General features: G+C 50.4%; 23 protein-coding genes. 12 read left to right on the top strand and 11 right to left on the bottom strand.

The genetic code is table 11. The features are described from left to right. Positions 1–18: 18 nt before the first annotated feature. Together P2W70_RS00115 and P2W70_RS00110 are read left to right on the top strand one after the other, a co-directional pair. The gene (locus P2W70_RS00115) at positions 19–363 is read left to right on the top strand and encodes a DUF3127 domain-containing protein (protein ID WP_276479377.1); all 345 of its coding nucleotides are present in this window, start codon (positions 19–21) and stop codon (positions 361–363) included. Between the two features lie 80 nt (positions 364–443). After that, entirely contained in the window at positions 444–920 is a 477-nt protein-coding gene (locus tag P2W70_RS00110; RefSeq protein WP_276479376.1) for a hypothetical protein, read from the top strand. Between the two features lie 99 nt (positions 921–1019). On the opposite strand, the gene P2W70_RS00105 is transcribed toward P2W70_RS00110, so the two are convergent. Beyond that, entirely contained in the window at positions 1020–2129 is a 1110-nt protein-coding gene (locus tag P2W70_RS00105) for a helix-turn-helix transcriptional regulator (protein ID WP_276479375.1), read from the bottom strand. Between the two features lie 188 nt (positions 2130–2317). Between P2W70_RS00105 and P2W70_RS00100 the strand changes: the two genes are divergently transcribed. Beyond that, positions 2318–3175, top strand: coding sequence for a nucleotidyltransferase domain-containing protein (locus tag P2W70_RS00100; protein ID WP_276479374.1), 858 nt, complete (start codon positions 2318–2320; stop codon positions 3173–3175). After that, on the top strand, positions 3165–4223 hold the full coding sequence (locus P2W70_RS00095) for a DNA polymerase beta superfamily protein (RefSeq protein ID WP_276479373.1): 1059 nt from the start codon (positions 3165–3167) through the stop codon (positions 4221–4223). The genes P2W70_RS00100 and P2W70_RS00095 overlap by 11 nt, the downstream gene beginning before the upstream one ends. Positions 4224–4322: 99 nt before the next feature. Here P2W70_RS00095 and P2W70_RS00090 read toward each other — a convergent pair whose 3' ends face one another. Together P2W70_RS00090 and P2W70_RS00085 are read right to left on the bottom strand one after the other, a co-directional pair. After that, positions 4323–4841, bottom strand: a complete 519-nt coding sequence (locus tag P2W70_RS00090; protein ID WP_276479372.1) for a hypothetical protein — start codon at positions 4839–4841, stop codon at positions 4323–4325. An 87-nt stretch (positions 4842–4928) separates the two neighbouring features. Beyond that, the gene (locus P2W70_RS00085) at positions 4929–5057 is read right to left on the bottom strand and encodes a hypothetical protein (RefSeq protein ID WP_276479371.1); all 129 of its coding nucleotides are present in this window, start codon (positions 5055–5057) and stop codon (positions 4929–4931) included. Positions 5058–5459: 402 nt separating this feature from the next. Here P2W70_RS00085 and P2W70_RS00080 point away from each other — a divergent pair, with 402 nt between their 5' ends. Both P2W70_RS00080 and P2W70_RS00075 read left to right on the top strand, forming a co-directional pair. After that, positions 5460–5831 carry a hypothetical protein gene (locus P2W70_RS00080; protein ID WP_276479370.1) on the top strand — a complete coding sequence of 124 codons (372 nt, stop codon included), beginning with the start codon at positions 5460–5462 and terminating at the stop codon, positions 5829–5831. Between the two features lie 269 nt (positions 5832–6100). Next, on the top strand, positions 6101–6697 hold the full coding sequence (locus P2W70_RS00075) for a hypothetical protein (protein ID WP_276479369.1): 597 nt from the start codon (positions 6101–6103) through the stop codon (positions 6695–6697). Positions 6698–6802: 105 nt separating this feature from the next. Here P2W70_RS00075 and P2W70_RS00070 read toward each other — a convergent pair whose 3' ends face one another. From P2W70_RS00070 to P2W70_RS00045, 6 genes are all read right to left on the bottom strand, one after another. Next, positions 6803–9763: a DUF4132 domain-containing protein gene (locus P2W70_RS00070; RefSeq protein ID WP_276479368.1), complete on the bottom strand. Its 2961-nt coding sequence runs from the start codon at positions 9761–9763 to the stop codon at positions 6803–6805. Between the two features lie 9 nt (positions 9764–9772). Next, entirely contained in the window at positions 9773–10912 is a 1140-nt protein-coding gene (locus P2W70_RS00065; protein ID WP_276479367.1) for a VWA domain-containing protein, read from the bottom strand. Next, entirely contained in the window at positions 10909–13344 is a 2436-nt protein-coding gene (locus P2W70_RS00060; protein ID WP_276479366.1) for a DUF5682 family protein, read from the bottom strand. Before P2W70_RS00060 ends, P2W70_RS00065 begins: the two co-directional genes overlap by 4 nt. Before the next feature lie 66 nt (positions 13345–13410). Further along, positions 13411–14487 carry an ATP-binding protein gene (locus tag P2W70_RS00055; RefSeq protein ID WP_276479365.1) on the bottom strand — a complete coding sequence of 359 codons (1077 nt, stop codon included), beginning with the start codon at positions 14485–14487 and terminating at the stop codon, positions 13411–13413. Between the two features lie 17 nt (positions 14488–14504). Then, a complete protein-coding gene (locus tag P2W70_RS00050; protein WP_276479364.1) occupies positions 14505–15989 on the bottom strand; it encodes a DUF5691 domain-containing protein in 1485 nt (494 codons plus the stop codon). 5 nt (positions 15990–15994) lie between these two features. Further along, positions 15995–17299, bottom strand: a complete 1305-nt coding sequence (locus tag P2W70_RS00045) for an SWIM zinc finger family protein (RefSeq protein ID WP_276479363.1) — start codon at positions 17297–17299, stop codon at positions 15995–15997. A 101-nt stretch (positions 17300–17400) separates the two neighbouring features. Here P2W70_RS00045 and P2W70_RS00040 point away from each other — a divergent pair, with 101 nt between their 5' ends. From P2W70_RS00040 to P2W70_RS00020, 5 genes are all read left to right on the top strand, one after another. Beyond that, entirely contained in the window at positions 17401–17964 is a 564-nt protein-coding gene (locus P2W70_RS00040) for a DUF6934 family protein (protein WP_276479362.1), read from the top strand. A gap of 44 nt (positions 17965–18008) precedes the next feature. Continuing rightward, on the top strand, positions 18009–18170 hold the full coding sequence (locus tag P2W70_RS00035; RefSeq protein WP_276479361.1) for a hypothetical protein: 162 nt from the start codon (positions 18009–18011) through the stop codon (positions 18168–18170). A gap of 91 nt (positions 18171–18261) precedes the next feature. Next, a complete protein-coding gene (locus P2W70_RS00030) occupies positions 18262–18639 on the top strand; it encodes a hypothetical protein (protein ID WP_276479360.1) in 378 nt (125 codons plus the stop codon). Between the two features lie 102 nt (positions 18640–18741). Beyond that, positions 18742–19323 carry a TetR/AcrR family transcriptional regulator gene (locus tag P2W70_RS00025; RefSeq protein WP_276479359.1) on the top strand — a complete coding sequence of 194 codons (582 nt, stop codon included), beginning with the start codon at positions 18742–18744 and terminating at the stop codon, positions 19321–19323. A gap of 45 nt (positions 19324–19368) precedes the next feature. Beyond that, complete coding sequence (locus P2W70_RS00020; protein ID WP_276479358.1) at positions 19369–20157, top strand: SDR family NAD(P)-dependent oxidoreductase; 789 nt, start codon at positions 19369–19371, stop codon at positions 20155–20157. Positions 20158–20195: 38 nt separating this feature from the next. Here P2W70_RS00020 and P2W70_RS00015 read toward each other — a convergent pair whose 3' ends face one another. Continuing rightward, positions 20196–20999: an alpha/beta hydrolase gene (locus P2W70_RS00015; protein WP_276479357.1), complete on the bottom strand. Its 804-nt coding sequence runs from the start codon at positions 20997–20999 to the stop codon at positions 20196–20198. A gap of 402 nt (positions 21000–21401) precedes the next feature. Then, on the bottom strand, positions 21402–22490 hold the full coding sequence (locus P2W70_RS00010; protein ID WP_276479356.1) for a LytR/AlgR family response regulator transcription factor: 1089 nt from the start codon (positions 22488–22490) through the stop codon (positions 21402–21404). A gap of 99 nt (positions 22491–22589) precedes the next feature. Between P2W70_RS00010 and P2W70_RS00005 the strand changes: the two genes are divergently transcribed. Then, positions 22590–23996 (top strand): DNA recombination protein RmuC, encoded by a 1407-nt coding sequence (locus tag P2W70_RS00005; protein WP_276479355.1) that lies wholly within the window; start codon positions 22590–22592, stop codon positions 23994–23996. The last annotated feature ends 1603 nt before the right edge of the window (positions 23997–25599 follow it).

Genomic DNA, 25599 nt, shown 5'->3' with positions numbered 1-25599 from the left:
ATTTGCCCAAAATCGTATATGGACATCAGCGGAAAGATCTTAACAATGCTGCCACTGCAAACGGGACAGGGCAAAAACGGACAATGGAAAAAACAAGACTTCATCCTGGAAACAGGCGACCAGTACCCCAAGAAGGTATGTATCGCCGTATGGGGTGATAAAATTGATATGAGAAGCGTAGTGCCTGGTGCACAGGTGACCGTTTCTTTCGATGTGGAAAGCCGCGAATTCAATGGCCGCTGGTATACTGATATCAGAGCCTGGAAGATCGTAACAGGCGGACAGGCCGGAGCTCCAGCTTCCGAACCAGCCCCCACCTTCCACAACGCCCCCGGCGGAGCAGATGATGACCTGCCCTTCTAAGTAGCATTCTTTCTGCAAAAAAATTATATGCCGGCTGTAACGAATAGTTGCGGCCGGCTTTTTATTAGATTCGCTCCACGATGAAAGCAGCCACCGTACACGAGCTAAAAGACGAACTACAACAACTTTCTCCCAAGCAACTGGTCGAATTGTGTCTTCGGCTGTCCAAGTTCAAAAAGGAGAACAAGGAACTGCTCACCTATCTCTTGTTTGAGGCGCATGACCTGCCGGCCTACATTCATAATGTAAAAGAGCAGATGGATGAAGCCTTTACAGCCCTGAATAAAACACAGGTCTTTCTGGCGAAGAAAACCATCCGCAAGGCGCTGCGCATTGCCAACAAACATATCCGGTTTACGGGAAGTAAGATCGCCGAAGTAGAGCTGCTCATCCATTTTTGCACGCTGCTGAAGGACTGTGGTATCAACCTGTCCAGAACGCCGGTGATGTTGAACCTCTACCAGGGACAACTGAAGAAAGTGCAGGCCGCATTGAAAGGACTACATGAAGAAGAGGCGTACGATTATAAACGGATCGTGGATAAACTGAAAATGTAAAAAGGGCAGCGTTACCTGAACGCCGCCCCATATATCGCCGCTTTCCTATAGCATTGGCTTAAGGGCCAAAGATAAGGGGAAACCGTAAAAACAGTGTGCTTATTGGTAGGCTTCCCGGGCTTTTTCCAGCCTTTTTTGAATATTCGTTTGAAGCGCACGGGGAGCCACCACCCGCATATGCTCGCCAAACCCAAGAATTTCGCGTTCCAGTTCAAAATTGACAATTACGTCGATGCTCACCAGCATCCCATTTTCATCATTTTTTAATATATGTTGCGAATGATGCAATGGCTTCGTCTGTACATAAGGCGTATGGTATTGGTCGATCCACAACAAGACTTTCTGCGGTTTGTCCTTTTCTGTGCGCGTAACACCCAACACTTCGTCGTAGTAAATGTCCAGGTCAATCCCGTCATAATCTACAAACGGTTCTTTGGGTAATTCCTGGAAGCTTACGATGCGGTCAAGCGCCATGGTCAATAAGAGCTTTCCTTTTTTTGCACGGGTGATTACGAACCAGCGGTTGCGGTACTCCTTTAGCAGATAAGGATAATATACCTGCTCCTGCGCGGCAGTCGCCTTGAACGATTTGTATTCGATCAGCAGCGGCCGTTTGTGGAGGATAGCCTGGTACAGCGGAGTTATGTGCTCTAGCCCCTTGAGCTGTCGGTTATTTTCCAGTTGAATATAGTTTCTTCCCTGCGGAATATTTTTATATAGGTTGTTTTCCAGCCGGGCGATCATATCGCTCATTTCCTCGAAATAGCGGAATCCGTTAAACTGCTTCAGTACAAAGACCACCTCTTTCATCTTCTCCACATCAGAGGGGTTCAAGGGTGCTCTGAAAATACTGTATTCACTATCGGAGTAGGCATAGTAACATTTATCTACAACTATGATGGGTGCATTGTATCCCAGTTTATCGCTTCGCATCACCTGGATATCCATTTGAACGGTTCGTTTGCTGACTCCTGAAGTAATGCCTTCCATTTCATATAGAACCGACGAGACCTTCTCGATCAATGCATCCAGCGTCCATTTGCGATAACGGTTACGCAGGCATTCGTCGATGGTCTTATAACGGATTAGCGCGAGTTTATTGATAGCCATGGTCTGTGGTTTGGGTTGATAAAGATAAAGTTCTCCGGCATCTGCGCAATAGAGCTGCGTAGATTGTAGCAAGGGGTAGGTATTTTTAATGTATTTCATCTTTAAAGTATTAAAAACCAATCGGTCTGACTTTATTTAAAAAAATGTTTTCGCTACGCAATTCCTTTGCGTAGGTGGGTGGCCATATTTGTGAAGCAAGCAGGTCAAGAAGGAGTTACTTCAAAACTATCATCTCCAATGACTACCACTTCTTCCAATTACCGCTTGTTTTTTTAAAAACAACAACAATGAACCAGCTTCTTACCGTCAGCCTGCGACAGAAAGCCATTTACATCCCGGCACACGGGACCTCCATACAGGAGGCCTTTCCAAATCATGAAGCCATGAGATCAAACATACTAGAACGAATAGATGCCATAGCCCATGAGCAAAGCATAAACATACTGTTTGCCTGTGAGTCTGGCAGCCGGGGATGGCAATTTCCTTCGCCGGATAGTGACTACGATGTAAGGTTCATATATCTAAGATCAGGTAACGACTATTTGTCGGTAGCCGGAAAGACGGACGACATGAGCTTCCCGATCAACGATGAATTGGATATCCATGGGTGGGATCTGCGCAAGTTGCTGAGGCTGATGCTGAAGTCCAACACCACACCTTTCGAATGGATACAGTCGCCGATAATTTACAGGCAGAAGGCCGAATTCCCGGAAGCACTGTGGAGCCTGAGCCAACATTATTACAGCCGCCGGTCCAACATACATCATTATCTTGGCATTGCTTCAGGAGCAAGGGCATCGTTCGGCGCGGATGGCAGAATAGGCATAAAAAAACTGTTTTATGTATTGCGTCCTCTGCTGGCAGCTAAATGGTGCCTGGAAAGAAACTCCATAGCACCGATGACTATCGGGCCACTGATGGAGTTGTTGCCCCGGGGCCTGCGGGAGGAACTGTCGGACCTGATTGCGCTGAAAGCAGATCGGCCGGAGGCTTTCCTCATCAATGTTAGCGCGCTCTTGAAGGCATTCATAGATGCTGAGATGAAATCGATCGATGAGGCCTCCAAACAACTATCCAGGGATTTTTTTGATCCTGGTAGGCTGGATGATTTTTTTAGGCAAATGCTGAAACAACATGACAATTGAAGCAATAAAAGACAAAGGCTTGCTGCTGCTGGAATGTATCAGTGGTAGCAAAGCTTATGGTCTCGATACAGAAAGATCGGACACGGATATCAAAGGTGTTTTCTACCTGCCGCGCGATCAGTATTACGGGTTGGAGTACATACCGCAGGTAAGTAATGCGAGTAATGACATCGTTTATTTTGAGCTAGGACGATTCGTTGAATTGTTGCTGCGCAACAATCCCAATATGCTCGAACTGGTGGCTACGCCTCCAGACAGTATTTTGTACCGACATCCATTGATGGAAGAGCTGCCCATAGGCCTTTTCCTGTCGAAGCTGTGCAAAGATACCTTTGCTGGATATGCACTAACTCAGGTACGCAAGGCGAGAGGTTACAAGAAGAAGTTTGTGAACCCGGTGGAGAAGGAACGGAAGTCCATATTGGATTTTTGTTTCATGGTCAGTGGCATAGCATCGGTCCAGGTGCAGGAGTGGCTGCATGCAAACGGACTACAGCAGGAACGCTGTGGGTTAACTAGCTTGCCTCATGCAAAGGGACTGTATGCCCTGTTCTATGATGTGGATGGCGCTAAGGGCTACCGCGGCATCGCCAGCAGCGATGTCGCCAATGAGGTATCGTTGACGTCCATACCCAAAGGCGAAAACCCGATAGCCCACCTGTTCTTTAACCAGGAAGGGTATTCTGCCTACTGTCGCGAATACCGCGAGTATTGGGACTGGGTAGATAGGCGCAATGAAGACCGCTACCTCGGCAATGTAGAACATGGTAAAGGATACGATGCCAAGAATATGATGCACACAATACGCCTGTTGCAGGTGGCGGAAGACATCCTGGCAAGCGGCAAGTTGACGGTTCGGCGGTCAAACAGGGCAGAGTTGCTGAGCATCAAGAGCGGTCAATATCAATATGAAGACCTGCTTTCGATGGCCGACAGCCTGATGGAGCGTATAGAGGCAGCTGCTTTGATCAGCCAACTACCCGAACAGCCAGACAGTCTGCTGGTCGAAGCAGCCTTGGTCAACATCCGCACAATATTATATCAGTAAATAGGTCGCCTTTCCTTCGCCGGCTGTTTCCTGTCGCCCCAGTAATGGCCGACCAGGAGCAGCCGGTTTTTTATTGTTGTGGATGAAGGTAAAAAGGATTTATGCTTGACTCCTGTTGAGTTTCATACTTAAGTATTCGTAGAGCCTTTTAAGGATGAGCAACACCACCCAGCCGCAGGAAAGTCCGCCCAATATGCCGGCGGGGATTCCCCAGGTTAGCAGTTTCTTCAACGGATAGCCGGTGTTCCCATAGCTGTGGGTCATAATGGCCATCAGCGATACGCCAGCTGCGCCAACTACGCAAAAACAGAGGTATACGAACGCTTTGAAGCCTGCATAAACAGACTTCCTGTATAAGCCGGTGATAACGGATACGGATAGAATACCGGCAAAGGTAAGACCAGCGAGGATGGCGGCTACGGCTCCCGTGGCCAGCAAGCCAAGGATTAAGGCGGTAGCAAATCCAAGAATCAGGACCATACCCATATAAATCAGCCAGGTATCGTCCTCAATAGGCTGAGCGGCTACAGTCCCTGGATGTGCGCCAGATGTGTCGACTTGAGCCAATAGCAGCAAGGCTGGTGACATCAATAATAGCAGGGCGATGAGCTTTTTCATGATCGTGTTTGTGAAGCGGTTAGACTTCATGCACAACTAAAATAATAAAATGGAAGTAACGGGGGCGTTATTTTCTGTTGTTATCACCTATCGACTAAACTTCTTCGCGTCATCCATGCCCATCTTGAACCCACCGGCACAATGGTACAGCAGGTACAAGGCTGCCGCAGCAGCTATAACCAGTACGATAACTCTGATAATAGGATTTTTGATCATACGGGGCATATTTAAATAGCTTCGTCACCGTGAGGAAAAGTCAGTAGCTACAATTTACCACAAAATTCCGCCCATTGCAATGGCTGGAAACGATATTTCTACCCCTGGGGCACTAAAAATCAATCGATAATAGATTACGCCTAATAACCCCAATGACCGCAATTTTATACCCGTTTACAGGCAAAATCTGCCTATCCGGCGAAAAGATTATACCCCTGTAAACGGTAAAACCTTGTATTGTGCGCACTTACGAATATTTATTTCTCCTGTACTATTCGTTTTTCACCGTATTTATACGCACCTTTGTAGTAGCTGCACTTTATCTTTGAAAATTCGCCCGACACAGCCGTACCAAAACGCCTGCCTGCCGATAGCATACAAACAAGTAAAATTAAGTAATAGATGTACACAACAGTTTGGGCTAAGTACCTGCCAATCGTCAAGATCCTGATGAAGAAGTCTCTCCAGGCTGATCAGGAATTACCTTTGAATCGCATTGACTTTGAAAAACTCGGACTTGCCCGCAAAGCAACCACCAAATTCGCAATTGGTTTCGAAAACGGTAAGCCTACCAATACCATTGGTACTACCCAGATCGCCCGCGACCTGGTAACCGTACTTTCGGAAAACAATGATACCAAGTTCCTCTTCAAACACAACGACTACGATTTGACCCTCACTTCGAAGTTTGTGTTGCAGATCGTCAACAAGACCAAGAACCCGGTTCCCCTGCCCAGCGCAGAGCCTGAAACAAACGAGCCGGTAGAAGAATAAGCTACGTCAACTTTTTACGGGGGCGGCACACGGAACGTCATTCATTTGACAGCCGTCTGCCGCCCCCGTTGCGTTAACTGACCCCTATCGGGTATTACCCTCTGATTTATTCTTCATAGCCCCCATCCAGCGTGGATCTTGCCTCACTCGCCCCCTTACACCACACCCTCGTACGCCCATCGCCGCAACTCATGTTGTTATTTTGCCAAACCATCACCCCCGTGCAACGAAGGCCTTCCTTTCCGTTGTTAATTGCATAAAATATAGCCATGAAACAAGTGATCGTGTTGGCCCTGGTTGCCGGCCTGGCAGCCTCGTGCAAGAAAGATGGAGCGCCCATCCCTCCCAAGTTCCCGGATAGCAAAGACCCGGAAATGATCTATACGGACCTGCAAAACCGTGAACTCAAATTCCAGCAATCCCAACTCATCGACCTCAACCAGGACCAGCACCCCGATATCGGCTTCTCCACCTGGTACATCGGTGATCCCATTGAAAAAGAAGATGAAGTCCTGTTCTTTGCCGGATCTTACCTCCACAGCCAGCTGCTCGTAGGCGAAAGCAACAACTCCCCCATTTTCCAGCAAGGGGACGCCATCCCGGTTAAAAACTACCCCGGTATGGAGTGGTATCATAGTGCCCAGGTTGAAATGGTGTATAAGAACACGCCAGAAACTGGTATGCCCTACTGGGAAGGTGCGTGGAAGAATGTCAGCCATAAATACCTCGCCATACAGGTTACACGCGAAGGCAAACGCTACAACGGTTGGATAGAAGTATCCTTCGATACCGCAGGGGAAAGACTCATCCTGCACAAGTCGGCCATCAGCAAAGTGCCCGAAAAAGCCATCATTGCCGGCAGATAAGGTACATACAAGAAAAACCCATAGCGCTAACCCATAAATGAAATACCTGTCATCGCGAATAAAGAAGCGAGACAGGTATTCTCATTATACAGTAACTGATAGTGATCAGCCAGATTTGTCCGTGGCTTTCAGTTTAATCGCCTGTACGGCACTCATTACTTCCGAATAAAAGGTGTCGGCCACTGTACCCAGGGCCACGAGGCGTTCATCCTGCTCGTCCTTCGGTCCCGAATACCATCCCTTGCTGCTGCCAGCGTGGATGAACAACAAACGTCGTAAGGACGGTTCCATATCTGTGTCGAAGCCTGTTGCAAAAACTCCCTGTACCTCCAGCACGGCTTCTACCTTGCGGTCGTAATCCATAAAGTAAAACACCGGGATCATGCCTCCATCCTCGGCCTGGCCTTTGCGCCACCCATAACGCTCTAGCGTCCCGCGGATAGAACCCGGCTCCGTGAGCTTTCCATCGAAATCGGCTATGATCTTTTTGGTCCGATCGGCCTCTTCGAGGCGGTAAACAGGTCGGTCCAATTGCGGGAAGATCGCCTCGATCGATCCATCGAAGAACTTGCGTTGCCAGGCCTGTAATAGATCTGCCGTAAGATGCAGCGGATGAACGATCCGGATAACAGCTCCTTCCGGAATATCGATCTCTTCGTCTTCGATATTCACCAGGGTGGTATCTTCCTGACACACAAAACAATCCTTTAACTCACCATCGATGTAAATACCCCATAGCAGCCTGGTCGCATAAATGAACATCACCGGGTTGTTCAGGAAGAACGATTGCCAGGCCTCAGGCGCCCAGGATCGTTGTACTACCAGGTAATGCTCCAATCGCAATGATTGCGATTTCACCACATCCCGTATCTCCTTTGCCAGATCTTTAAACTCTTCCTTCAGTGTGGCGGAAGCGCCGGAAGGCAGGGCCTTCAACGATTTATTGTCTTCGTCGAAGAAACAGATCTTAAACTTGCTATCGACAAAAGCGCGGTATTCATCTTCGCCTATCTTGAAGTGCCGGAACAATCCATCAAAACCAAAGTCAGGCACCACGCGATCACCCAATTCCTGGGTCGTAATGCCGAGTTCTTCAGCCGCATCCTCCAGCGCCTGCAAGGCTGTGGCTCCAATCACCGCCTTCTTATTGCGGTATTTCCGGCTGTACCATTCCACCCACCGCAAAGCTTTGTTGCTGCCCTGCAGCGCCAATGCGCCGACTCCATACTCCGCCATCTTTGACCGGTTTTCATCCAGCCAGTTATTGGTAGTCGTGCGGAGTTTGTCGACCGTATCATCGTCACCCAATAAGGCGGATAAAGCAATCAGGTATTTGTGCTCGGCCTTGGCGCCATTGTCCAGCAATAACTGAAACAAATGCCTGGCCCACTCACCAGCTCGCTCGCGGTCTATCTGTGCCAGCAGCATCCGTGCCTCGATATCCGAACGCATCGTCTTCACACGGCTCATCCGGTACACGAGAAAGCGAATCGCCTCCACGCCCAACCTACTACCATCTTTATAATGGAGTGCAGGCATGCCTGATTCCTCGAGCCACGGTTCCTGCGGCGTATCGAGTTTGCCCCTCGACTGTGCCCCGGCGATCATCTCCTGCACAAATGCTGCGTCTGCGTTGGCTTCCAGATCGGCACCCACGGTCTGCAGCAGCATATCGCGGGCATTGTCGTTGGCTTCTTTTTGCAGTGCCCTTTTTACCGCCTCCATCGCTGTCGGCGAGGCCGTGCGTTGTAAGATCGTCGCAGCTGTCAAACGGGTTTCAGCCTGTTTATTGTCAAGCAGGGCGATGGCTTTCGATTCTACCTCCGGGTCTTTGTCCACGAGCAGACTGATTATATAACCTTTGATCGTCTTCGATTTGCTACTCACCACCTTCCACACGAAAGGAATGTAGTCGGTAGGTTCAAATGAATGCTTCATCAGGTCCAGCATCCCGGCATAGTGCGGAGGTCCATCCACCGGCGTGTCATTTTGCAAGTCGGCTTGCAGCAAGGGCAGCGCCTCCGGACCCAACACCTGGTGCAAGGCTGCCATAGCAGAAAAAGGCAGGTATCTTTTCTTTGCGAGCCATCCCTGTATCTGCGAAAGGATTTCGGTCCGGTCATATTGCAACAGGTAATACACCGCGCAGCCGCTAAGCCCCAGACGTTCCTTTTCAAATCCCGGCTCTTTGATCCAGTAAGTGGTCTCCCAGCTCCTGAAGAGCTTTTGGTTCACCATAAACAGGATATACTGTTTGGCCAGGCTCGACAGCAACGGAGCAAATTGCGTCCTGTCGAGACGGTAAAGCGCCATGACCAGCATAAACCGTTGCTGTATATCCGATTCGCTGTATATACCTAGTTGCTCCAGGTGGGCAACGATCGCCGGTATATACTTTCCGCCACGGTAGGTATGGAGAAAACGCAGTACGGTATGGTCATACGTTACCATCTGAATCAGGTGGTCCTGCGCTTTTTGGTCCTGTTGGTTTTCCTCCATCAGCAATAAATAGAGGTAATTCCAGGTGTATTTAAAATGGTGGCGGATCGATGTATAGCTCAACTTGTGTTGCACCATGTATTCCGACAGGAATTGCTTCAACTCCGTGCCTTCCAATTGTTCCTTCACAAAAGGCTCTTCCTTACCCTCAAAATAAGCCATGAGGTCTTGCCATACCCGGTCGGTAGTAAATCCCAATTGCTGGTAGTATTGTGTCATCGCATTCACTGCCGACAGACTGCGGTCCATAGCTGTGAGGGCAGCAAACCGATTGATCAATCCAACTTGTACATATTGCACCATGGTAGCATCCATGCAGAGGTCGATCACCAACTGGTCTGTAACCGACGGGTGCACAATGTTCTCGACCAGCAAACCAAACACCTGGTAGTCATAAAGGGCCCATTCACCTTCGATGGTACCCAGCGAAGGTGTTTTACCCGTCAGAAAATCAGTAACCGTTCTATAATTCTTTTGTGTCCGGAGGTCGGCCAGTTGAATGTATCGCCTGCTGTCGACTAGTTTCTCTGTCAATGCCTTTTCTAATGCTTCAATCGTAAAAGCCATACCAATCAGTTATTTTTTGAGGACGAGATCTTCTTTAGCAGCCCACATCCCTACATCCTGTTTGCTCAGCGCGGCGGCCATCAGGTCGGGAAATTTGTCGGGCGTACAGGCAAATACCGGTATGCCCAGGTTCGAAAGAAACTGCGCATTGCCATGGTCATAAGAGGGCGCTCCATCGTCATTCAGTGCCAGCAATACGACCACCTGTACGCCGGCCGCAACGAGCTCGGTGGCCCGTTTGCGCATATCGTTTTCATTGCCCCCTTCGTAGAGGTCGGTGATCAATACCAGTACGGTATCGAGCGGCTTGGTGATGATCTGCTTGCAATAGGTCAGCGCGGCGTTGATATCCGTGCCCCCACCCAACTGTACACCAAACAAAAGCTCTACGGGGTCTGTCAGGTCCTCCGACAAATCCGCTACCGCCGTATCGAATACCACCATGCGCGTTTTGATGGCGGGTATAGAAGCCATCACCGATCCGAAGATGCCAGAATAAACCACGGAAGTGCCCATGGAACCACTCTGGTCCAGGCACAATACCACGTCTTTTAGCGAGGAGCGCTTGCGGCCGTAGCCGATCCTGGTTTCGGGAATAATCGTTTTGTATTCTGGCTGATAATGCTTCAGGTTCTTTTGAATGGTTGCATGCCAGTTGATCTCGTTGTGGCGGGGACGTCGATTGCGCGCGCTCTTGTTCAGGCTACCCACGATAGCTTGCTGCGTAGGCTGCGCCAGCTTTTGCATCAGTTGATCCACTACTTTGCGAACTACCTGTCGTGCCGTATCCTTGGTCTTGTCCGGAATGACATGGCTCAAGGTCATCAAGGTAGCTACAAGATGCACATCCGGTTCTACGTTCTCCAGCATTTCCTTTTCAAACAACATTTGCGTCAGGTTCAGCCGCTTCATGGCATCCTGTTGCATCACCTGCACTACACTCGATGGAAAGAACGTGCGGATATCCCCCAGCCACCGGGCCACATTGGGCGATGAAGCGCCCAACGATCCTTTGCGGTCATTGTCGTACAAGGCCTCCAGCGTTTTATCTATTTGCACGTCTTCGGGCTGCAGGCTAAAACCGGTGCCGTCGTTTTGCTGGCCGCCCAGTATTAATCGCCATTTGCGCAGTTGCTCATCGTTCATCATACCGTAGTATTTTGCGTGATACCCAATAATTGTAGCACCACAGGAATGCCCTGCAGTGCTCTTTCCGAATCGATATCGCCACTGGTCGCGATAGGGGATACTTGCTCTACGCCACCAGCCCGCACTTTTTCTCCCAGCTTTCTTCTTTCAGGCTGCGAGAAATTAGCAAAGGTGCGGCGCAGCAGCGGCAGCACCTGGGTAAAAGTTTCTTTGGGTACAGACGCCACCCAGTTGTTGACCAGGTTCCAGAGCGCCTGGTCGAGCAGTAGCAGGGTGCCGCTCCCTTTCAGAAAACCTTCCAGCCAGGCAGCAGCGACCTCTGGCGGCGTTGCCACCGACATCGCATAACTGAACGCATTGATCAGCGCATCCCCTTCCAATAATTTATGGTCTGTTAATAGGCGGGTAGCATAACCCCGGATGACCGGGGCGCTATGGGCAGACGCGGAAATCGCTTTCAGGGTATCCTGCCACTGGCGCGTGATCTCATCTTGTTGTAATAAACTGACAGCGTCGTTGAGTTTGAAGAACAGGTCCAGTAACTGGTAGGCTGCTTCTTCATTGACCGCAGTGGTAGCCGCAGGAAGGTTCACACAGATGCGGGTAATCATGCTGTCAACGATGCCCAGCACCAGTTCGGTATCCGTTTTACGCACGTTGCCATACCGCGTCACACTCACCAGGGAGGGGATCACGCCCATCAGCTGGATCACATCTCCACTGGCTGCTGCCATATTGCTGATCTGGTTGATGAGACCGGCAGTAGCGCCATGCACCTCAGCCGGTATCGCCATATCAAGCAACTCGCAAACGGTGCCTAATGAATCGGCTGCCGCAGCTCTATCCAGCGTATATTTTTCGGCAGCTTCCGCCACCGTATTCCCCCAATTCCCTTTCTCGATCACCTGGATGGATAATTCCGGATCCCATTGCAGCCGCCAGGCTTCTTTAAATGTTCCCTTGCCCGACGCTCCCTGCGGATGTCCCCATTCGATGCCGAGCAATTGAAGCCGGTGCAGCAGGATACTGCGCTCCAGGTCGGTGTCTTTTCGCAGGTCGAGTGTATAGTCTTTCCAGTCGGCCGTCGCCGGGAGGCGTAGCCGCTTTTGGTGTTTTTCAATATCGAGTTGTAAAGGCGGTTTGGGGATCGCCTCGGGCACTTCGCCCATCCGGTTGCTGACGATCAGCTCCCGCTGAATGAGTTGCATTTGCATTTTCTCTCCGCCACACAATACACTCAAGGTGGCTTCATTCAGTTCTTCCAGGCCCGCCTTCGACAGATTACGCAAGGCAGCCAGCGACTCGGCCAGCCGGATAGCTTCGATCACATGCGCGACGGAAGTGTCCATGCCTTGTTTGCGAAACAGCTGGGCCACTTTGGCCATCCATCGCGTACCATCATCCGCCGGGTATTTCCATACATGATCGTACCAACCGGGTGATTGAATACCGGCACCATAGCCGCTGAAATAACCCAGGCGGTCATAGGTCCAGGGAATCCAGGTACAGTCGATCTTTACTTTGGGCAACCCCTTCAGCAGGTCGTTGTCATCTTTTTGCTTGGGCATCTGCTGTAAGGCTGGCGCATGCCAGGCGCCACAGATCACCGCTATGTTTTGAAACATTTCTTTTTCTGCCTGCCGGATGCATTTGCGCATCCAGGCTTCCCGGCAAGCCTCCAGCTGGTCATCGGGCTGTGGTACCAGCTCACGCAATACCTGCATCGCCTCAGATACGGCATCGAATACCTGCTCGGAACCCAGGCGGTGTTCAAACATATGCTCCCACCACTTCTCTCCGTCTTCAAAGCCAGCCACCTCGGCGAGGTAACTGATCGGGTCACGACGGATAGCCCGGGCTGTAGCCGGTGAGGCGTCAACCAGGGCTTCTTCGTCAATGGGTATGTCCGGGGTATTGGTGGCAGCTGTTGGTGCATGACCAGTTGCCGCTTCTTTAAGGAATTCACCGTTGCCCGTTTTCGGTTCATATAAGTCTTCGCTTTCTCCAGGTGCCAATTCGTCGGATGCTGCTGCTGCACGCCCGGCATTCGCTGCCGCCATCGCTGCCGCCATCGCTTCCGCTTTTTTCCGCAGTGCTTCCCGCTTCTCCTGCTCCAGGGCAAACTGGTGTCCGGCTGGCAGATCCATAAAGCGTACGTGGATCTTGTTGTTCCGCGCATATTGGATCGCCTGCCACTCGGGCGAGAATTCCGCAAAAGGATAGAACGCTCCCTGCTGCGCATTGTCGGGCTGATACACCAATATAGCTACTGGTGGCTTCAGTCCCGGGTCGTTGGCCCATTCCAACAGTCCGTCGGCTTCCGGTGGACCTTCCACGAGCACGATATCCGGCTTCGTCGCTTCGAGAAATGCCTTCACATTCCGCGCCGATCCCGGTCCATGGTGCCTGATTCCAAGAATATGAATTGCCATAATGAATACTCAATAATTTATGTCTCCAAACAAACCCCTCTTCAGCTTAAGTCGGCATCGCTTCCGCTAAAGCTCCCTGCACGCACGATAAATATCTTTCCAATCTTCCCGTGGTTTCACCACCGTTTCGAGATATTCCTGCCATACCAGTTTGTCCTGCACCGGGTCTTTTACCACCGAACCAAGTATGCCCGCTGCGAGATCGGTAGCTTTCAACTGACCGTCGCCGAAATAAGCCGCCATCGCCAATCCGCTATTCACAACTGATATGGCTTCCGCGGTACTCAGGGTGCCACTAGGCACCTTGATCTTCGTTTTGCCATCCAAGGTTACACCATTGCGCAACTCGCGGAAAATGGTGACGATACGCCTGATCTCCTGCAGGGCTGGCGGCTCTGCGGGTAGTTCCATCACCTTCTCGAAACTGGTTACCCGGCGTTTCACGATGTCGATTTCCTCCTCGATGGAATCGGGCACGGGTAAGATCACGGTATTGAAGCGTCGCTTCAGGGCGCTCGACAATTCATTCACGCCTTTATCACGGTTGTTGGCCGTAGCGATCACGTTAAAGCCTTTTACTGCCTGCACGGCGATATTGAGTTCGGGTACCGGTAAGGTCTTTTCCGATAGAATGGTGATTAGGGTATCCTGTACATCGGCCCCGATACGGGTCAGCTCTTCGATCCGTACGATCTTGCCGTCCTTCATCCCCCGCATCATCGGTGTTTCTACCAAAGCTCTTTCCGAAGGCCCTTCCGCCAGCAGCTTTGCATAGTTCCAGCCGTAACGGATGGCTTCTTCACCAGTGCCTGCTGTGCCCTGAATGATCATAGCCGAGTCGCCGCTGATGCCCGCCGCGAGGTGTTCACTCACCCAACTCTTGGCCGTGCCGGGTAATCCATACAGCAGCAGTGCGCGGTCGGTCGTCAAGGTGGCCACAGCGATCTCCATCAGGCGTTTGTTGCCGATGTATTTGGGCGTCACTTCAAAACCGTTCTTCAATTTACCGCCTACGAGATACGTGACGACAGCAGCAGGTGTCAGTTTCCAATTGGCAGGACGCTTTCCGCTATCCTGTTTTTGCAGTTCTTCCAGTTCCTGGGCAAACAGCTCTTCGGCGTTCTGGCGTAAAATGGCAGACATGTGTATAGTTTAATGCGTTAAAAAGATTGGTGTAGTTGATTTTTTAATCCGGCCAGTTTAATGATATGGGTACTGATATTCGTCCACATCGTCTTGAAATGCTCTTCTGCCGGCTGCAGGCCTGGTAGATCGGCGGTTATAGCAAGTGGTAGTTGTTCAATGACCTGGCTGTAAAAAGTCCGGTTGTACTGATACGGATGCCTGGCGGTATACCGGAAAATTGCCTGCGTGAGTTCCAGGCTCCAGGTACCACTGCGTGAAGCGCACCAGGCAATGGCTTCATCGGCATGTCCCTTGCCCAGGGCTTTCAGTATATAATCGTCTTGGTCGCGTACCGGCAACAGCGGTAACAAGTCGACGTGTACCGTGTCGACTGTTTGTACCAAAGCCTGCGCCCAGTCGCGATGGCCAAAGGTGACGGTAGCACTGGCGATCTCCCCGAGCAGGTGTTTCCCTTTGGAATCTTTTTTCAAAAGCGTCAATACTTCGGAGGGAGTCATGCCCAATTGCTGTTCCCAAAATGTGGGGGGCACGGAGCGCACCAGCTGATACAGAATATGGTCTTCGTCAGAAACCCCTTTCGTAGAGCTCAGTTTTTCAATACCCGATTTGAAGATGTTTTCATCAACATTGGCTGGTAATTGGATCTCCAGCACCTGTTTGCTCGATAGCCCCAGCAAGGCTTTCTCTTTTTTCAGCACCACAGCGTTGCGCAACACCTCCAGGTATTGCTGCACGATGGAAGAGGCTGGTATTCTTTTCAGCAGCACAATGGCGAGCTCTTTAACTTTCTTACTCTTTTCGGTGGCCAGGCTTTCCAGGAATGGCATATCTGCTTCGCCAATGCCATCAACCAGTATCCCCAGCAGTTCGGTTTTGGTATTCGCGTCTTCCTGCGGCCAGGTAGCCTGTACCCATTGCCTGGCAAGGTCGGGCGTAGCGGTTCTTACGGATTGCAATACCGCCTTGCGTTGTTCGGGGGCACCTGTTTGCCATATCTCTTCATCGGTAGCATCGATGGAGAAGTTCCATTCGGGGTTGAGGCGGCTTAGCCAGGCGCCCCGCTTTCCGCAGCTATTGGTCAGTAAGGGCTGTAGCTTTTTATACTGTCGACCTAACGACAACAGCGCGGGCAACAGATCGGGCTGTACCAACTGTCCTTTCTCCGCACACAGTTGCAGCCACCTGGACAGCAGCGGAAAATTATCTTCTTCCATGATGTCTTTCAGCACTTGCATAGCCCGGGTGGAACAGTAAGGTTTTTCCTCTGCTTCAGCGACATCCGCCAAAGGGGCTACTGCCTGCTGCAAAGCGGATACGCCGCATTGCCGGTAGTTGAAAACCAGGGAGGCGATCCGCAAAAACTGCTCTTCTCGGTCGATGGGTTGCTGCATCACCAGGGTCGCGGCTTCCTTCAGCGGAGCTGGCAGCGTGTCTACTGCTGCCGTTTTTTTATCCGTACCCAGCATGGCGTTATTTACAAAGTCTTGCCACAGTTGCATAACGATTACAATAGTTTATAAAGCTGATCATGCCACACGCCAATGGGCATAAAGGATTTTTCTTTTCCGATCACCGCTACATTGAGCGGAGCGCCACCACTCAAAGCCAACAGCTTCCAGATATTGCGGAAGTCGGCGCTGATGGGCATCAATGCGTGACTACTGTCTTGTAACCACCATTGTTGTTGGTGCTGCACCGGCCGCAATTGCTCGATGATATAGGGGCGATCGCTGCGAAAGGGAACCAGGCTGCTGTAGCTTGTTTCTGCGTTGGTCACTTCCTGCCAATTAGCAAAGCCTTTGTATTTGGCTACACCGTTGGAGTTGATCTGCTTTTTAATGATAGCACGCAAAGGGATGGCCGACGGGTAAAAGACGAGTTCGGCTTCGATGAAGATGCCCGGTGTAAGCGGTACGGCAACGGCTCCCTGTCCGCGTACGGTAAACTGCAGGATCAGCGCATACGAATTGCTGTTGACGCCATAGAGCCAGCTACGGTCGATGGTGAGGTTGTCTTCCTCGGTCGTTTGCTTGCCCATTACCAACCAGGTGTCGAGTACCCCGGCCTGTTCTTTAAGGGCTTCCTGGTTTTGGGTAAAGCCAATAAAATTGCGCAGGTCTTGCTGCAACCCTTCTGGCAATTGCTCACTGTGCGTGTAGCCGGTAGTGACGAGGTAAATGCGGAGCAGCTGGTCAAGGAACTCGGATTGCCAGCCTTCGCGGTAGAAGTTGAGCTCGCCAAGGGACCGTACCATATTGGCGAGGCCGGGAGCCTGGGCATCCACCATGCGCCGGGCGATATTCTCGAAAAAGGCCGCGTCTTTATCGGGCATATTCAGCAGGCCATTGCGTATGATGTCTTTGACCCAGAGGAGTAACTCACTGATACCATCAGCCACTTTTTGTTGCCGCGCTTGTTGGCGTTTGGCCTGGGCGGCTTCGTCGACGGGTTTTTCTTTTTTCTCGGTCTGTTTCTCCTGTTTTTCGGTACGCTTGTTGATCCACTCCGATACCCAGGCCGGAGCCTCCGTATCGGTAAAGCTGGCTGCCTGGCGGGCATGCAGGAGCAGCAAACCGATGCCGTGTTTACAGGGAAATTTCCTGCTGGGGCAGGAACATTTAAAAGCGATGTTGGCACGGTCGACCTGCGTTTGGTAGGGTTTGCTGCCGCTACCCTGGCATTCGCCCCAGAGCGCTGCCTCGTTGGCACCTTTGCTCACCCATTTGGACGGGTTAGAAAGGTCCTTGCCGGATTTCTTCGACGATTCATCCGGCGCCAGCGCGAGTACCTGTTCTTCGGATAAGTGCAAGAGGATGTGTTTGAATTGAAAGAAATAAAAACAGCAGTAAGATAAATAAACCTGCCAATCAGAAAAATTAATACCATTGCTTTACCAAAACACAATATTTAATGGCTGCTTCGCTGAAGATCGACTTCAATAACCTGTATGAAATAGATAATATATCCGAGGATCTGCGGGTAAGTACTTTTCAAACCAAGCTCAACAACGGGCAGGCCATGCCGTTAATCGTGCGGATCAGCAACCAGTCACATGCCTTGCTGCCCAATGTGTACAACCTAGCCTTCGGACCGCTGAATGCAAAAGGGAAGATCGACGATCGGGCCGAGCTGACGCATGAAGATTACTCCAAGGTGTTTTCCACGATCCTGTTCTCCGCACTAGCCTACCTGAAGACCAATCCCGACCATTACCTGGGCATCGACGGGTCCGACAATGCGCGGGCTTACTTCTATTACCGGGCCCTGCAGCGAAATTTTAACTATTTGAACAAGCATTTCCGGATGTTTGGCGTTAAATACTTCGTGCGCATCACGCGGTTTGGGAAAACGCAATACGACAATCCCTTTGATTTTGAGGATATTATGCCGTATCCGTTCCGGATCGAAAAGGGAGCCCTGGTATCGCAGGATGTCATGTACAATTATTTCATTTTCAACCTCAAGCAGGATTAGCAGCTGGGGTGTATAATTCAGAAATTCTACCTAAATTTGATGTCATGGAAAAGACCATTGAACGCAAAGTAGCGGCGCTCACCAAAAAGGCAAAAGGCTCGGGCAAAAAGGCGGAGGCCAAGTTGGCTGTCAGTTCGTCCCTGCACCAGGTGATCAAGACCAAAGAGCAGGCTGCTATGTTCATGAAGTTGTTAAGAGAAGCATAGACAATAACAATCTTCCACATATTGACCCGCCGCCGGCGGGTTTTTTATTGAATGCTTACGACGGGTGCTTACAACACTTAAAAGGATACCCATGATACAATCAAGGATAGTAACGGATATACTGGAACTCGCGCTGGACGGCGACGAAGCAGATCGCCTGCTATATGCGCAACTGCCGTTTCTGCAAGAGGATGATTACGAGTACACCGGGTATGGCCTTTTTATTTCATTTACGCACACAGCGGGCATAATGCAGCATAAATATGTAAAATCGCAAGCACGGCTTAACGGCGTTGAACTTGTTTCCAAAAAAGTGGAAGGGGTGGCACAGGTTGATGTGGTGATCGCCGACTATCTGATCAAATACATAGAAATATCGATGGTTGAGCACTATCCTAACCACGAATTGCAGGAATACACCTTGACGCAAACATGGATCGGCTCTCCTGGAAGGCAGATCACGCGGTAGTCGTTTTTCGCGCTACATACACAAGTTTCCATTTCTTATCTCCGCAATTGTTAGTCGGAAGAACATAATGTTCTATATTTGTAGCGATCATTACAATATTGTATGAAAGGAAGACCCAACATTCACCAGGACAAAGAATTGATACTAAAAGCCCAGGAAGTATTCTGGAAGCGGGGGTATAATGCAACCTCACTATCGGATCTGACAAGCGCCACAGGCGCAGGTGCTGGTAGCCTGTATAATACATTCAAAGGGGGCAAAAAAGAGCTGTTCCAAAAGGCTCTGCAACAACGGCGGCAAGAGCTAGAAGCATTCAAACAAACTCTTGAGAACAGCGACACCCCAGTCTCCGTGATCAAAAAATTCTTTTTGGAGATTGCTAATGCTGACGGCGAAGCGCACCAGAAAGGTTGTATTGTGGCAAATACGATCGTTGAAATGACCTTTGTGGATGCAGAGCTGCAGTCGGAGGCTGCGCAGATACTACAGGACACAGAACGAATGTACACAATGGCCATTGCCAAAGCGCAGAAGAAGGGAGTAATGACGGCAAAGGTGCCGGCCAATACATTGGGTAAGGCCTTGGTAACGATTTGGTGTGGTATCAATTCGATACGCCGCATATATCCTGACAAAAAGCTGCTGCGGGAACAAATACAATTGCAGCTACGAATACTCGACTAAATTTTTTACTCATTAATTGAGTGATCATTACAAAAGTGCTTAATCATGGATTTACAATTACAGGGAAAGAAAGCATTCATCAGCGGTTCAACGCAGGGCATTGGCTTTTCAATCGCCCGCCAATTATTGCAGGAAGGTGCAGCCGTGACGATCAATGGGAGGAATCCGGAAAAGATAGATCAGGCCATAGAACGTCTCAAAAAAGAATACCCCGGGGCTGTACTTTCAGCGATCACCGCCGATTTTTTTAATAAAGAAGACGTGAACAGGTTACTCGCCGAATTGACTGATGTTGATATTCTGATCAATAATGTAGGCGTATTTGGACTAGACAATTTCTACGAGACGGAGGATGCTGATTGGTACCGGTATTTCGAGATCAACGTCATGAGCGGAATGCGGCTGTGCCGCAAGTTGCTTCCTGCCATGATCGATAAAAATTGGGGTAGGGTTGTTTTTATCAGCAGCGAGTCTGGGATTAATGTGCCAGGGAACATGATCAACTATGGTGTTACTAAAGCGGCCATGATTGCAATGAGCAACGGATTATCCAAACTCACCAGGGGGACCAATGTTACCGTTAATACGATTATTGGTGGGCCAACTTATTCCGATGGAGTTGCTGGTGCGGTTGAGCCAATCGCCCAGGCCCAAGGCATAGATGTTGAGCACATGAAGCAAGCTATCATTCAGCAAACCAACCCGCATATACTACTTCAGCGGTTTATCGATCCAGAGGAAATAGCCAGCCTGGCCGTTTATCTTGCCGGCGGGCTCTCCACAGCAACAAATGGGTCAATGTTACGGGCAGATAGCGGCGTGTTGAGGGTATAATACTTGTAGACCGGGGTCAGAGGGCCGCCGGCCACCCCCTATTTCAACAACGCATCAATCCGCTTGACGTACTCCACCGGGTTGATTTTCATCGCTTCCAGGTGGGCACCATTATAATCCCAGATCGACTTGGCGGCAGGTGCTGCTTCGTACACCACTTCACTTTGGTAAAAAGGCACTTCCTTGTCGCCCTTGCTGGCCACCACCAGTACAGGGATATTGCCAATCTGTGTGATATCGGTTTTGGCCGAATACGGACTGACCAGGCCCATTTTGATCATCGCATGCTGCTCCTTGGGGGCATAGTGGATGGCAATATCGGTGAAGGACGACATGGGGCCGTCGAGTACCAGGGCCGACACCCGGGCGGCATTGTCGTGCGTCAGTTTCGTGGCGATCTGGGTGCCGATGGACGCGCCGAACACGATCAGGCGAGTGTCTTTCACCTCCGGTCTTTTAAGCAGGTAATCGAAAAAGAGCTGACCATCCTTGGCAATGTTGAGGTGGGTGGGCGTGCCGGTGCTATGGCCATATCCCCGGAAATCTGTCATTAGTACTTGGTAGCCTGCCTGCACCAGTGGACGTGTCATAAATATATAGGTACTGATATTGCCGCCTGCCCCGTGGCAGAATAGGATGGTGGCTTTGGGCTTGCCGGCAGGTTTCAGGAACAGACCGGAAAGGCTGACCGTATCGGTACGCAGGGTGATCCATTCGGCGTTCAGGCTGCTGTCGATTGGGCGAACGGTTTTGGAAGGGAAATAGAATTTGTCATCAAACTGGGCAACACTGATCAGGGTCATGGTCAGGAGAAAGAAGCAGAGAGTGGTGAACTTTTTCATTCTTTTGAGGGTAGTTTTTTTAATGTGAATTGGCTGATTGGCCGATACAAAATTACCCCTGAAAACAGCCGGCTGCAAATTGATGGGGCCAGTTGCACGCGCTTTGGGGCGAATGGAACGGTTCAGTATCAATTGTTTGTGCTGCTGGGGCGAATGGCAACCGGTGGATAGGTTGTAGGGCCAGCCGGGAGCTTTCCGAAGTTAACGTGGGTCAGCCAGCAGGTAAAACGGAAAGTTGGAATGAACCGCCGACAGTGACCTTGCAGGGCGTCAGGTATTAAATGTACTTAGAAGTTGACCCTCCCTTTTGCCTTGGTCAAGCTCATTTTGTCGAAAATAAATTTCAGGGGCTATGTGGGCATCTACGTCGGTCTGGCCAAGTTTGATATCATAATAATGTACTCAAACGGCCGCCTTAGCTCCCGCCCCCAGCTTTTCCCGCAGCTGGGCGTTCAGGCTTCTCGATACCGGGATCGTTTCTTCCATGCCCACAATTTCCAGGCGGTAGCCCTGGGCTGTGCCGCCAACCCCACGGATGGCTTCCAGGTTGACGATGGCCGTCCGGTGGCAACGCCAGAAACGAACATGTGCCACCAGCATTCCCTCCAATCTTTTTAATGGACTCCGTAAGATGACCGCTTTCACCCGGCCGTCTTCCCGCAGGTACACCTTACAATAATTGTCCGCCGAGGTGATGGCCAGCAAGTCGGCTGGTGCAACCGCTACCTGTTCCTTGCCAATCTCTGCAGACAAAACGATGGGTGCGTTGGATGCTATTTCTTGCTCGATTTTCTGTTGTGATATATGGTGCGACTCCCCAGTCAAATGGTCAACAACCGCTTGCGCCTGTTCTTTTGGGTCCGATGCCGCAGCGCCATCTATTGGTTCAACTACCTGATTGAGTGAGGCAGGCGCTGAACTTGTGCCAACTTGTTCTGTCGGCTTCGCTATCGGCTCCCCTACATTGGGTTGCTGCTCCACATCCACTCCCGGCCGGTGCATCACCTGGTTCAGTGCCAGCGCCTGCCGACGGTACCGGCGCAGCAGTCTCGCCTGGTTGATGAGTATGCTGACAGTGGCTGGCGCAATACCGATGATCGCCGTATCGATGATCACGAGCCAGAGATTTTTCCAGGTAACCGGAAAGCCACCCCAAATCGCAATCACCGCCATATTGCTTATGGCAATGCTGATGATGACGATCATCGTCCAGATCAATTCCCGCGCAATCGTCCAACGTTCCTCCCGGAAGAACCGCGGAAACAAGGGAAACAAAACCAGAAAATGAAAGTAGATCGTCACCAATACCGTAGCTCCACCGATCAATGCTGTTGACAATGCTTGCGTCGTATTTTCATGTTGGTTAAAGGGACGAAACACGAAGAGAAACAGCGATACCACCAGGCTCAGGAGCACGGCCATCTTAAACTGACTGCCCCTCGATTCGGGCAAAGGGTATGGTTTTTGAAGCCAGGAGAAAAAGTAGTTCATGCGCTACAATGTTAAAGGTTAACACTGCTGCCACAAAAAATAATTCGCTCCCGAAAAATAGCTGTAATATCGTAGGACCCATTCTTAAATTACTAACCCATGACTATACTCTATGTGCTGCTGGCAGTAGTGATACTGCTGCTGATCGTCGCGGTCGTGCTGTTGATGAAGATGGCTGGTAAAGGTGATAGTAGTCAGCTATCGGATATCAGGTATAAGATCAGCGCCTTCTCGGGGGATATCAACCGCATTGAAGCGGCCGTCAGGTCGGAGATCAGCATCAATCGTACGGAAGCTAATGCGACCAACAAAGATACCCGCCAGGAACTCACCCGCTCGCTGCACCTTTTTGGCGAGCAGCTGAGCAGTGCCATGAAAGAAAATGCCACCCGACAGAAAGAACAACTGGAAGTATTTACCCGATCGCTCACGGATTTCAATACCACACAAAAGGATAACTTCTTTGCATTGCTCAACAAACAAGCCGAGCAAAATACCGCTACTTCGCAACGGCTCGATCAACTGCGGGAGACGGTAGAAAAGAAGTTGTGGGAGTTGCAGACAGGCAACGAAAAAAAGCTCGAAGAGATGCGCGCCACAGTCGATGAGAAGTTGCAGAAAACGCTGGAAAGCCGCCTGGGCGAATCTTTTAAGCTGGTCAGCGAAAGACTCGAAGCGGTACACAAAGGCCTGGGAGATATGCAACAGCTGGCTACCGGTGTCGGCGACCTGAAGCGCGTATTGACGAATGTAAAAACACGCGGCATACTCGGCGAATACCAGCTCGAAAGTATACTCGATCAGCTACTAACACCCGAACAGTATGCGAAAAACGTGAAGACTAAAATAGGTTCAAATGCGTTGGTGGAATTTGCGGTGAAATTACCGGGTAAAGAGAATAAGGATAAAGTACTCTGGCTACCCATCGATTCCAAATTTCCCAAAGAAGATTTCGAGTTGTTGTCGGATGCTTATGACCTCGCCGACCCGGAGTTGGTAGAAGAGCGTCGGGCCAACTTCGTTAGAAGCATCAAGAAATGTGCTGTCGATATTTCTTCCAAATACATCGACCCACCCAATACGACCGATTTCGCCATCCTCTTCCTGCCTTTCGAAAGCTTGTTTGCAGAAGTGTTACGGGTATCCGGACTCTTTGAATTGTTGCAGCGCGAGCACAAGGTCATCATCACCGGTCCTACAACGCTGTCTGCTATTTTGAACAGCTTCCAGATGGGCTTCCGTACGCTGGCCATCGAACGGCGTTCCAGCGAAGTATGGCAATTGTTGGGGGCTGTGAAGACCGAGTTTGGCAACTTCGGTGGCATTCTCGATAAAACACAGAAGAAGCTGCAGGAAGCGAGCAATGTGATTGAACAGGCAGGGGTACGTACCCGGGCCATCGAAAAAAAGCTGCGCAATGTGCAGGAGTTGCCCAAAGAAGAGGCCGCCGGCTTGCTCGATGATATCGTCGATACTTCCTACTCGGATGAGTCCGTGATCAGATAAATGCGCTGTCTTACATACGCGGCCCTGTTTTGTGGTGCAGTGATGGCTTCTCAAACGACCAGGTAATCAGGTAAAATCTCCATTTCCATGTTGACGCCACGCGCCCGATCTTGTGGCGACCCGACCAACTTAGATCGCAGGCATTGCTGCGTTGTCACTGACTGTACGTGGGGCAGGTGTCGATCTTTAACTGTTTGAATTTCAGATATATACTTCGCTCGAAAGTTGCACCCCAGCGATTACTTCCTGCTGCCGTCACCTTGGCCAGTATTGCCCACTTTTTGTACGTCAGCTATCTACTACATGGGTAGGTGCTGTCCAACTTGTTGATCGTTGTCAGCTTCCATTTTTGTCCCTTTTTCGGTCGGCAAACCATCGCTCACCCTTCGGTGATCCATCGCTCAAAAGCGGTGCTTCGCCAATGGAAGAGGCCAGTTTGACCGATGGTTGACCGAAGGATTGATCCGTTTTTGATGGATGAGATGCGGATAGATTCCCGTAACGGCGGGGCAGCGTTCGATGGGCCAGCCATCAGTTAGGGTTGGCGTTTTATCGACTGAGCACGCTGGTTGGATGCCAAGGTTTTTGTAGATCAGGCCTCAGGTCTGAACCCTGTTTCGTGCAAAAGAGTAGCTATCTACGGGGCTTAAGCACGGCGAATGTATGCGGACTGTATGTGAACTACTCCGGGATAGTTCTGGAATAGCGGCGGTACTGTACTGGGAATATACAGGGGTTTAGAGCACTGCCAGAGCTGTGCCAGTGCTATGCCAGTGCACTACCAGAATACCCTTTACCCATTCCGCGTCCACCATCCCTACAGCATTTTCGCCACCCCAGTGCCTGTGTATTGCCTACACATTGCCCCCGGATTGCCTACGCATTGCCTGGCCCCTCTATGACAACAGGCAATAATTCCCTGGTGCGTAGGCAATCCGGGACTTTTCCGCCGGCAATAAGGCGCCCCCATAAACCTGCTCATCGCTAAACCCTTACGTAGTAAATCGGGAATGACCGCCTTAAACCGGGTCTAAAAACAGGACCGATGCCCGGATCGGGTCGTTGCTGGCTTCCTACGCGCGAGCTGTTGCCGGAACCTAAAGTTGTCTTGGGCGGGTAAGGGGATGGTCGGTTCCGGGATCTTCGGATTCGTTTTTTGGGGAGTTGGGCAGTTTTTTTCGGGTCCCGGTCGGTGTGCAAACATCCAGGAAACATTTTGCCGGCCCTTTTTTTGAAAAAATGTTCGATTTGGGGCAATTCGCTGAAACCCTGTCTGGGATTGATTTTCAAACGATTTGGAGATCGTGATCGGGAGATCTTTTCAAAAAAACTTTCAAAAAAAGCAAAATAGATTTGGTGGGGTTCGAAATATTTCTACCTTTGCAACCCCAACGACGAAAAGCGGGAAGCGAAAAAAGAGCCGAAAGGCGCCGAAGTCACTGAAAGCTAACGAAAACGAGGGCAGCGAAAAAGAAGCCGAAGGGCAAATGAAGTAACTGAAAGATCTTTGAAAGTTTGGAAAGCAATAGCACATAAATGTTGAATTTATGGTAGATTCTGAAGCGTAACTCATTATTAGATCAAACGTTAATTTTCCAAGAGA

Origin of the sequence: Paraflavitalea pollutisoli, from assembly GCF_029360705.1 — a bacterium.
Taxonomy (GTDB): domain Bacteria; phylum Bacteroidota; class Bacteroidia; order Chitinophagales; family Chitinophagaceae; genus Paraflavitalea; species Paraflavitalea pollutisoli.
Note: the sequence above shows the minus strand (reverse complement) of the source record. Positions and strands in the feature narration are given on the sequence as shown.

Coding starts and splice junctions, on each gene's coding strand:
- P2W70_RS00100 (WP_276479374.1), top strand. CDS start 2,318: ATGAACCAGCTTCTTACCGTCAGCCTGCGACAGAAAGCCATTTACATC.
- P2W70_RS00035 (WP_276479361.1), top strand. CDS start 18,009: ATGGAAAAGACCATTGAACGCAAAGTAGCGGCGCTCACCAAAAAGGCA.
- P2W70_RS00025 (WP_276479359.1), top strand. CDS start 18,742: ATGAAAGGAAGACCCAACATTCACCAGGACAAAGAATTGATACTAAAA.
- P2W70_RS00015 (WP_276479357.1), bottom strand. CDS start 20,999: ATGAAAAAGTTCACCACTCTCTGCTTCTTTCTCCTGACCATGACCCTG.
- P2W70_RS00040 (WP_276479362.1), top strand. CDS start 17,401: ATGGCTGCTTCGCTGAAGATCGACTTCAATAACCTGTATGAAATAGAT.
- P2W70_RS00050 (WP_276479364.1), bottom strand. CDS start 15,989: ATGCAACTGTGGCAAGACTTTGTAAATAACGCCATGCTGGGTACGGAT.
- P2W70_RS00065 (WP_276479367.1), bottom strand. CDS start 10,912: ATGATGAACGATGAGCAACTGCGCAAATGGCGATTAATACTGGGCGGC.
- P2W70_RS00010 (WP_276479356.1), bottom strand. CDS start 22,490: ATGAACTACTTTTTCTCCTGGCTTCAAAAACCATACCCTTTGCCCGAA.
- P2W70_RS00105 (WP_276479375.1), bottom strand. CDS start 2,129: ATGAAATACATTAAAAATACCTACCCCTTGCTACAATCTACGCAGCTC.
- P2W70_RS00085 (WP_276479371.1), bottom strand. CDS start 5,057: ATGATCAAAAATCCTATTATCAGAGTTATCGTACTGGTTATAGCTGCT.
- P2W70_RS00055 (WP_276479365.1), bottom strand. CDS start 14,487: ATGTCTGCCATTTTACGCCAGAACGCCGAAGAGCTGTTTGCCCAGGAA.
- P2W70_RS00060 (WP_276479366.1), bottom strand. CDS start 13,344: ATGGCAATTCATATTCTTGGAATCAGGCACCATGGACCGGGATCGGCG.
- P2W70_RS00110 (WP_276479376.1), top strand. CDS start 444: ATGAAAGCAGCCACCGTACACGAGCTAAAAGACGAACTACAACAACTT.
- P2W70_RS00075 (WP_276479369.1), top strand. CDS start 6,101: ATGAAACAAGTGATCGTGTTGGCCCTGGTTGCCGGCCTGGCAGCCTCG.
- P2W70_RS00070 (WP_276479368.1), bottom strand. CDS start 9,763: ATGGCTTTTACGATTGAAGCATTAGAAAAGGCATTGACAGAGAAACTA.
- P2W70_RS00090 (WP_276479372.1), bottom strand. CDS start 4,841: ATGAAAAAGCTCATCGCCCTGCTATTATTGATGTCACCAGCCTTGCTG.
- P2W70_RS00080 (WP_276479370.1), top strand. CDS start 5,460: ATGTACACAACAGTTTGGGCTAAGTACCTGCCAATCGTCAAGATCCTG.
- P2W70_RS00020 (WP_276479358.1), top strand. CDS start 19,369: ATGGATTTACAATTACAGGGAAAGAAAGCATTCATCAGCGGTTCAACG.
- P2W70_RS00005 (WP_276479355.1), top strand. CDS start 22,590: ATGACTATACTCTATGTGCTGCTGGCAGTAGTGATACTGCTGCTGATC.
- P2W70_RS00115 (WP_276479377.1), top strand. CDS start 19: ATGGACATCAGCGGAAAGATCTTAACAATGCTGCCACTGCAAACGGGA.
- P2W70_RS00095 (WP_276479373.1), top strand. CDS start 3,165: ATGACAATTGAAGCAATAAAAGACAAAGGCTTGCTGCTGCTGGAATGT.
- P2W70_RS00030 (WP_276479360.1), top strand. CDS start 18,262: ATGATACAATCAAGGATAGTAACGGATATACTGGAACTCGCGCTGGAC.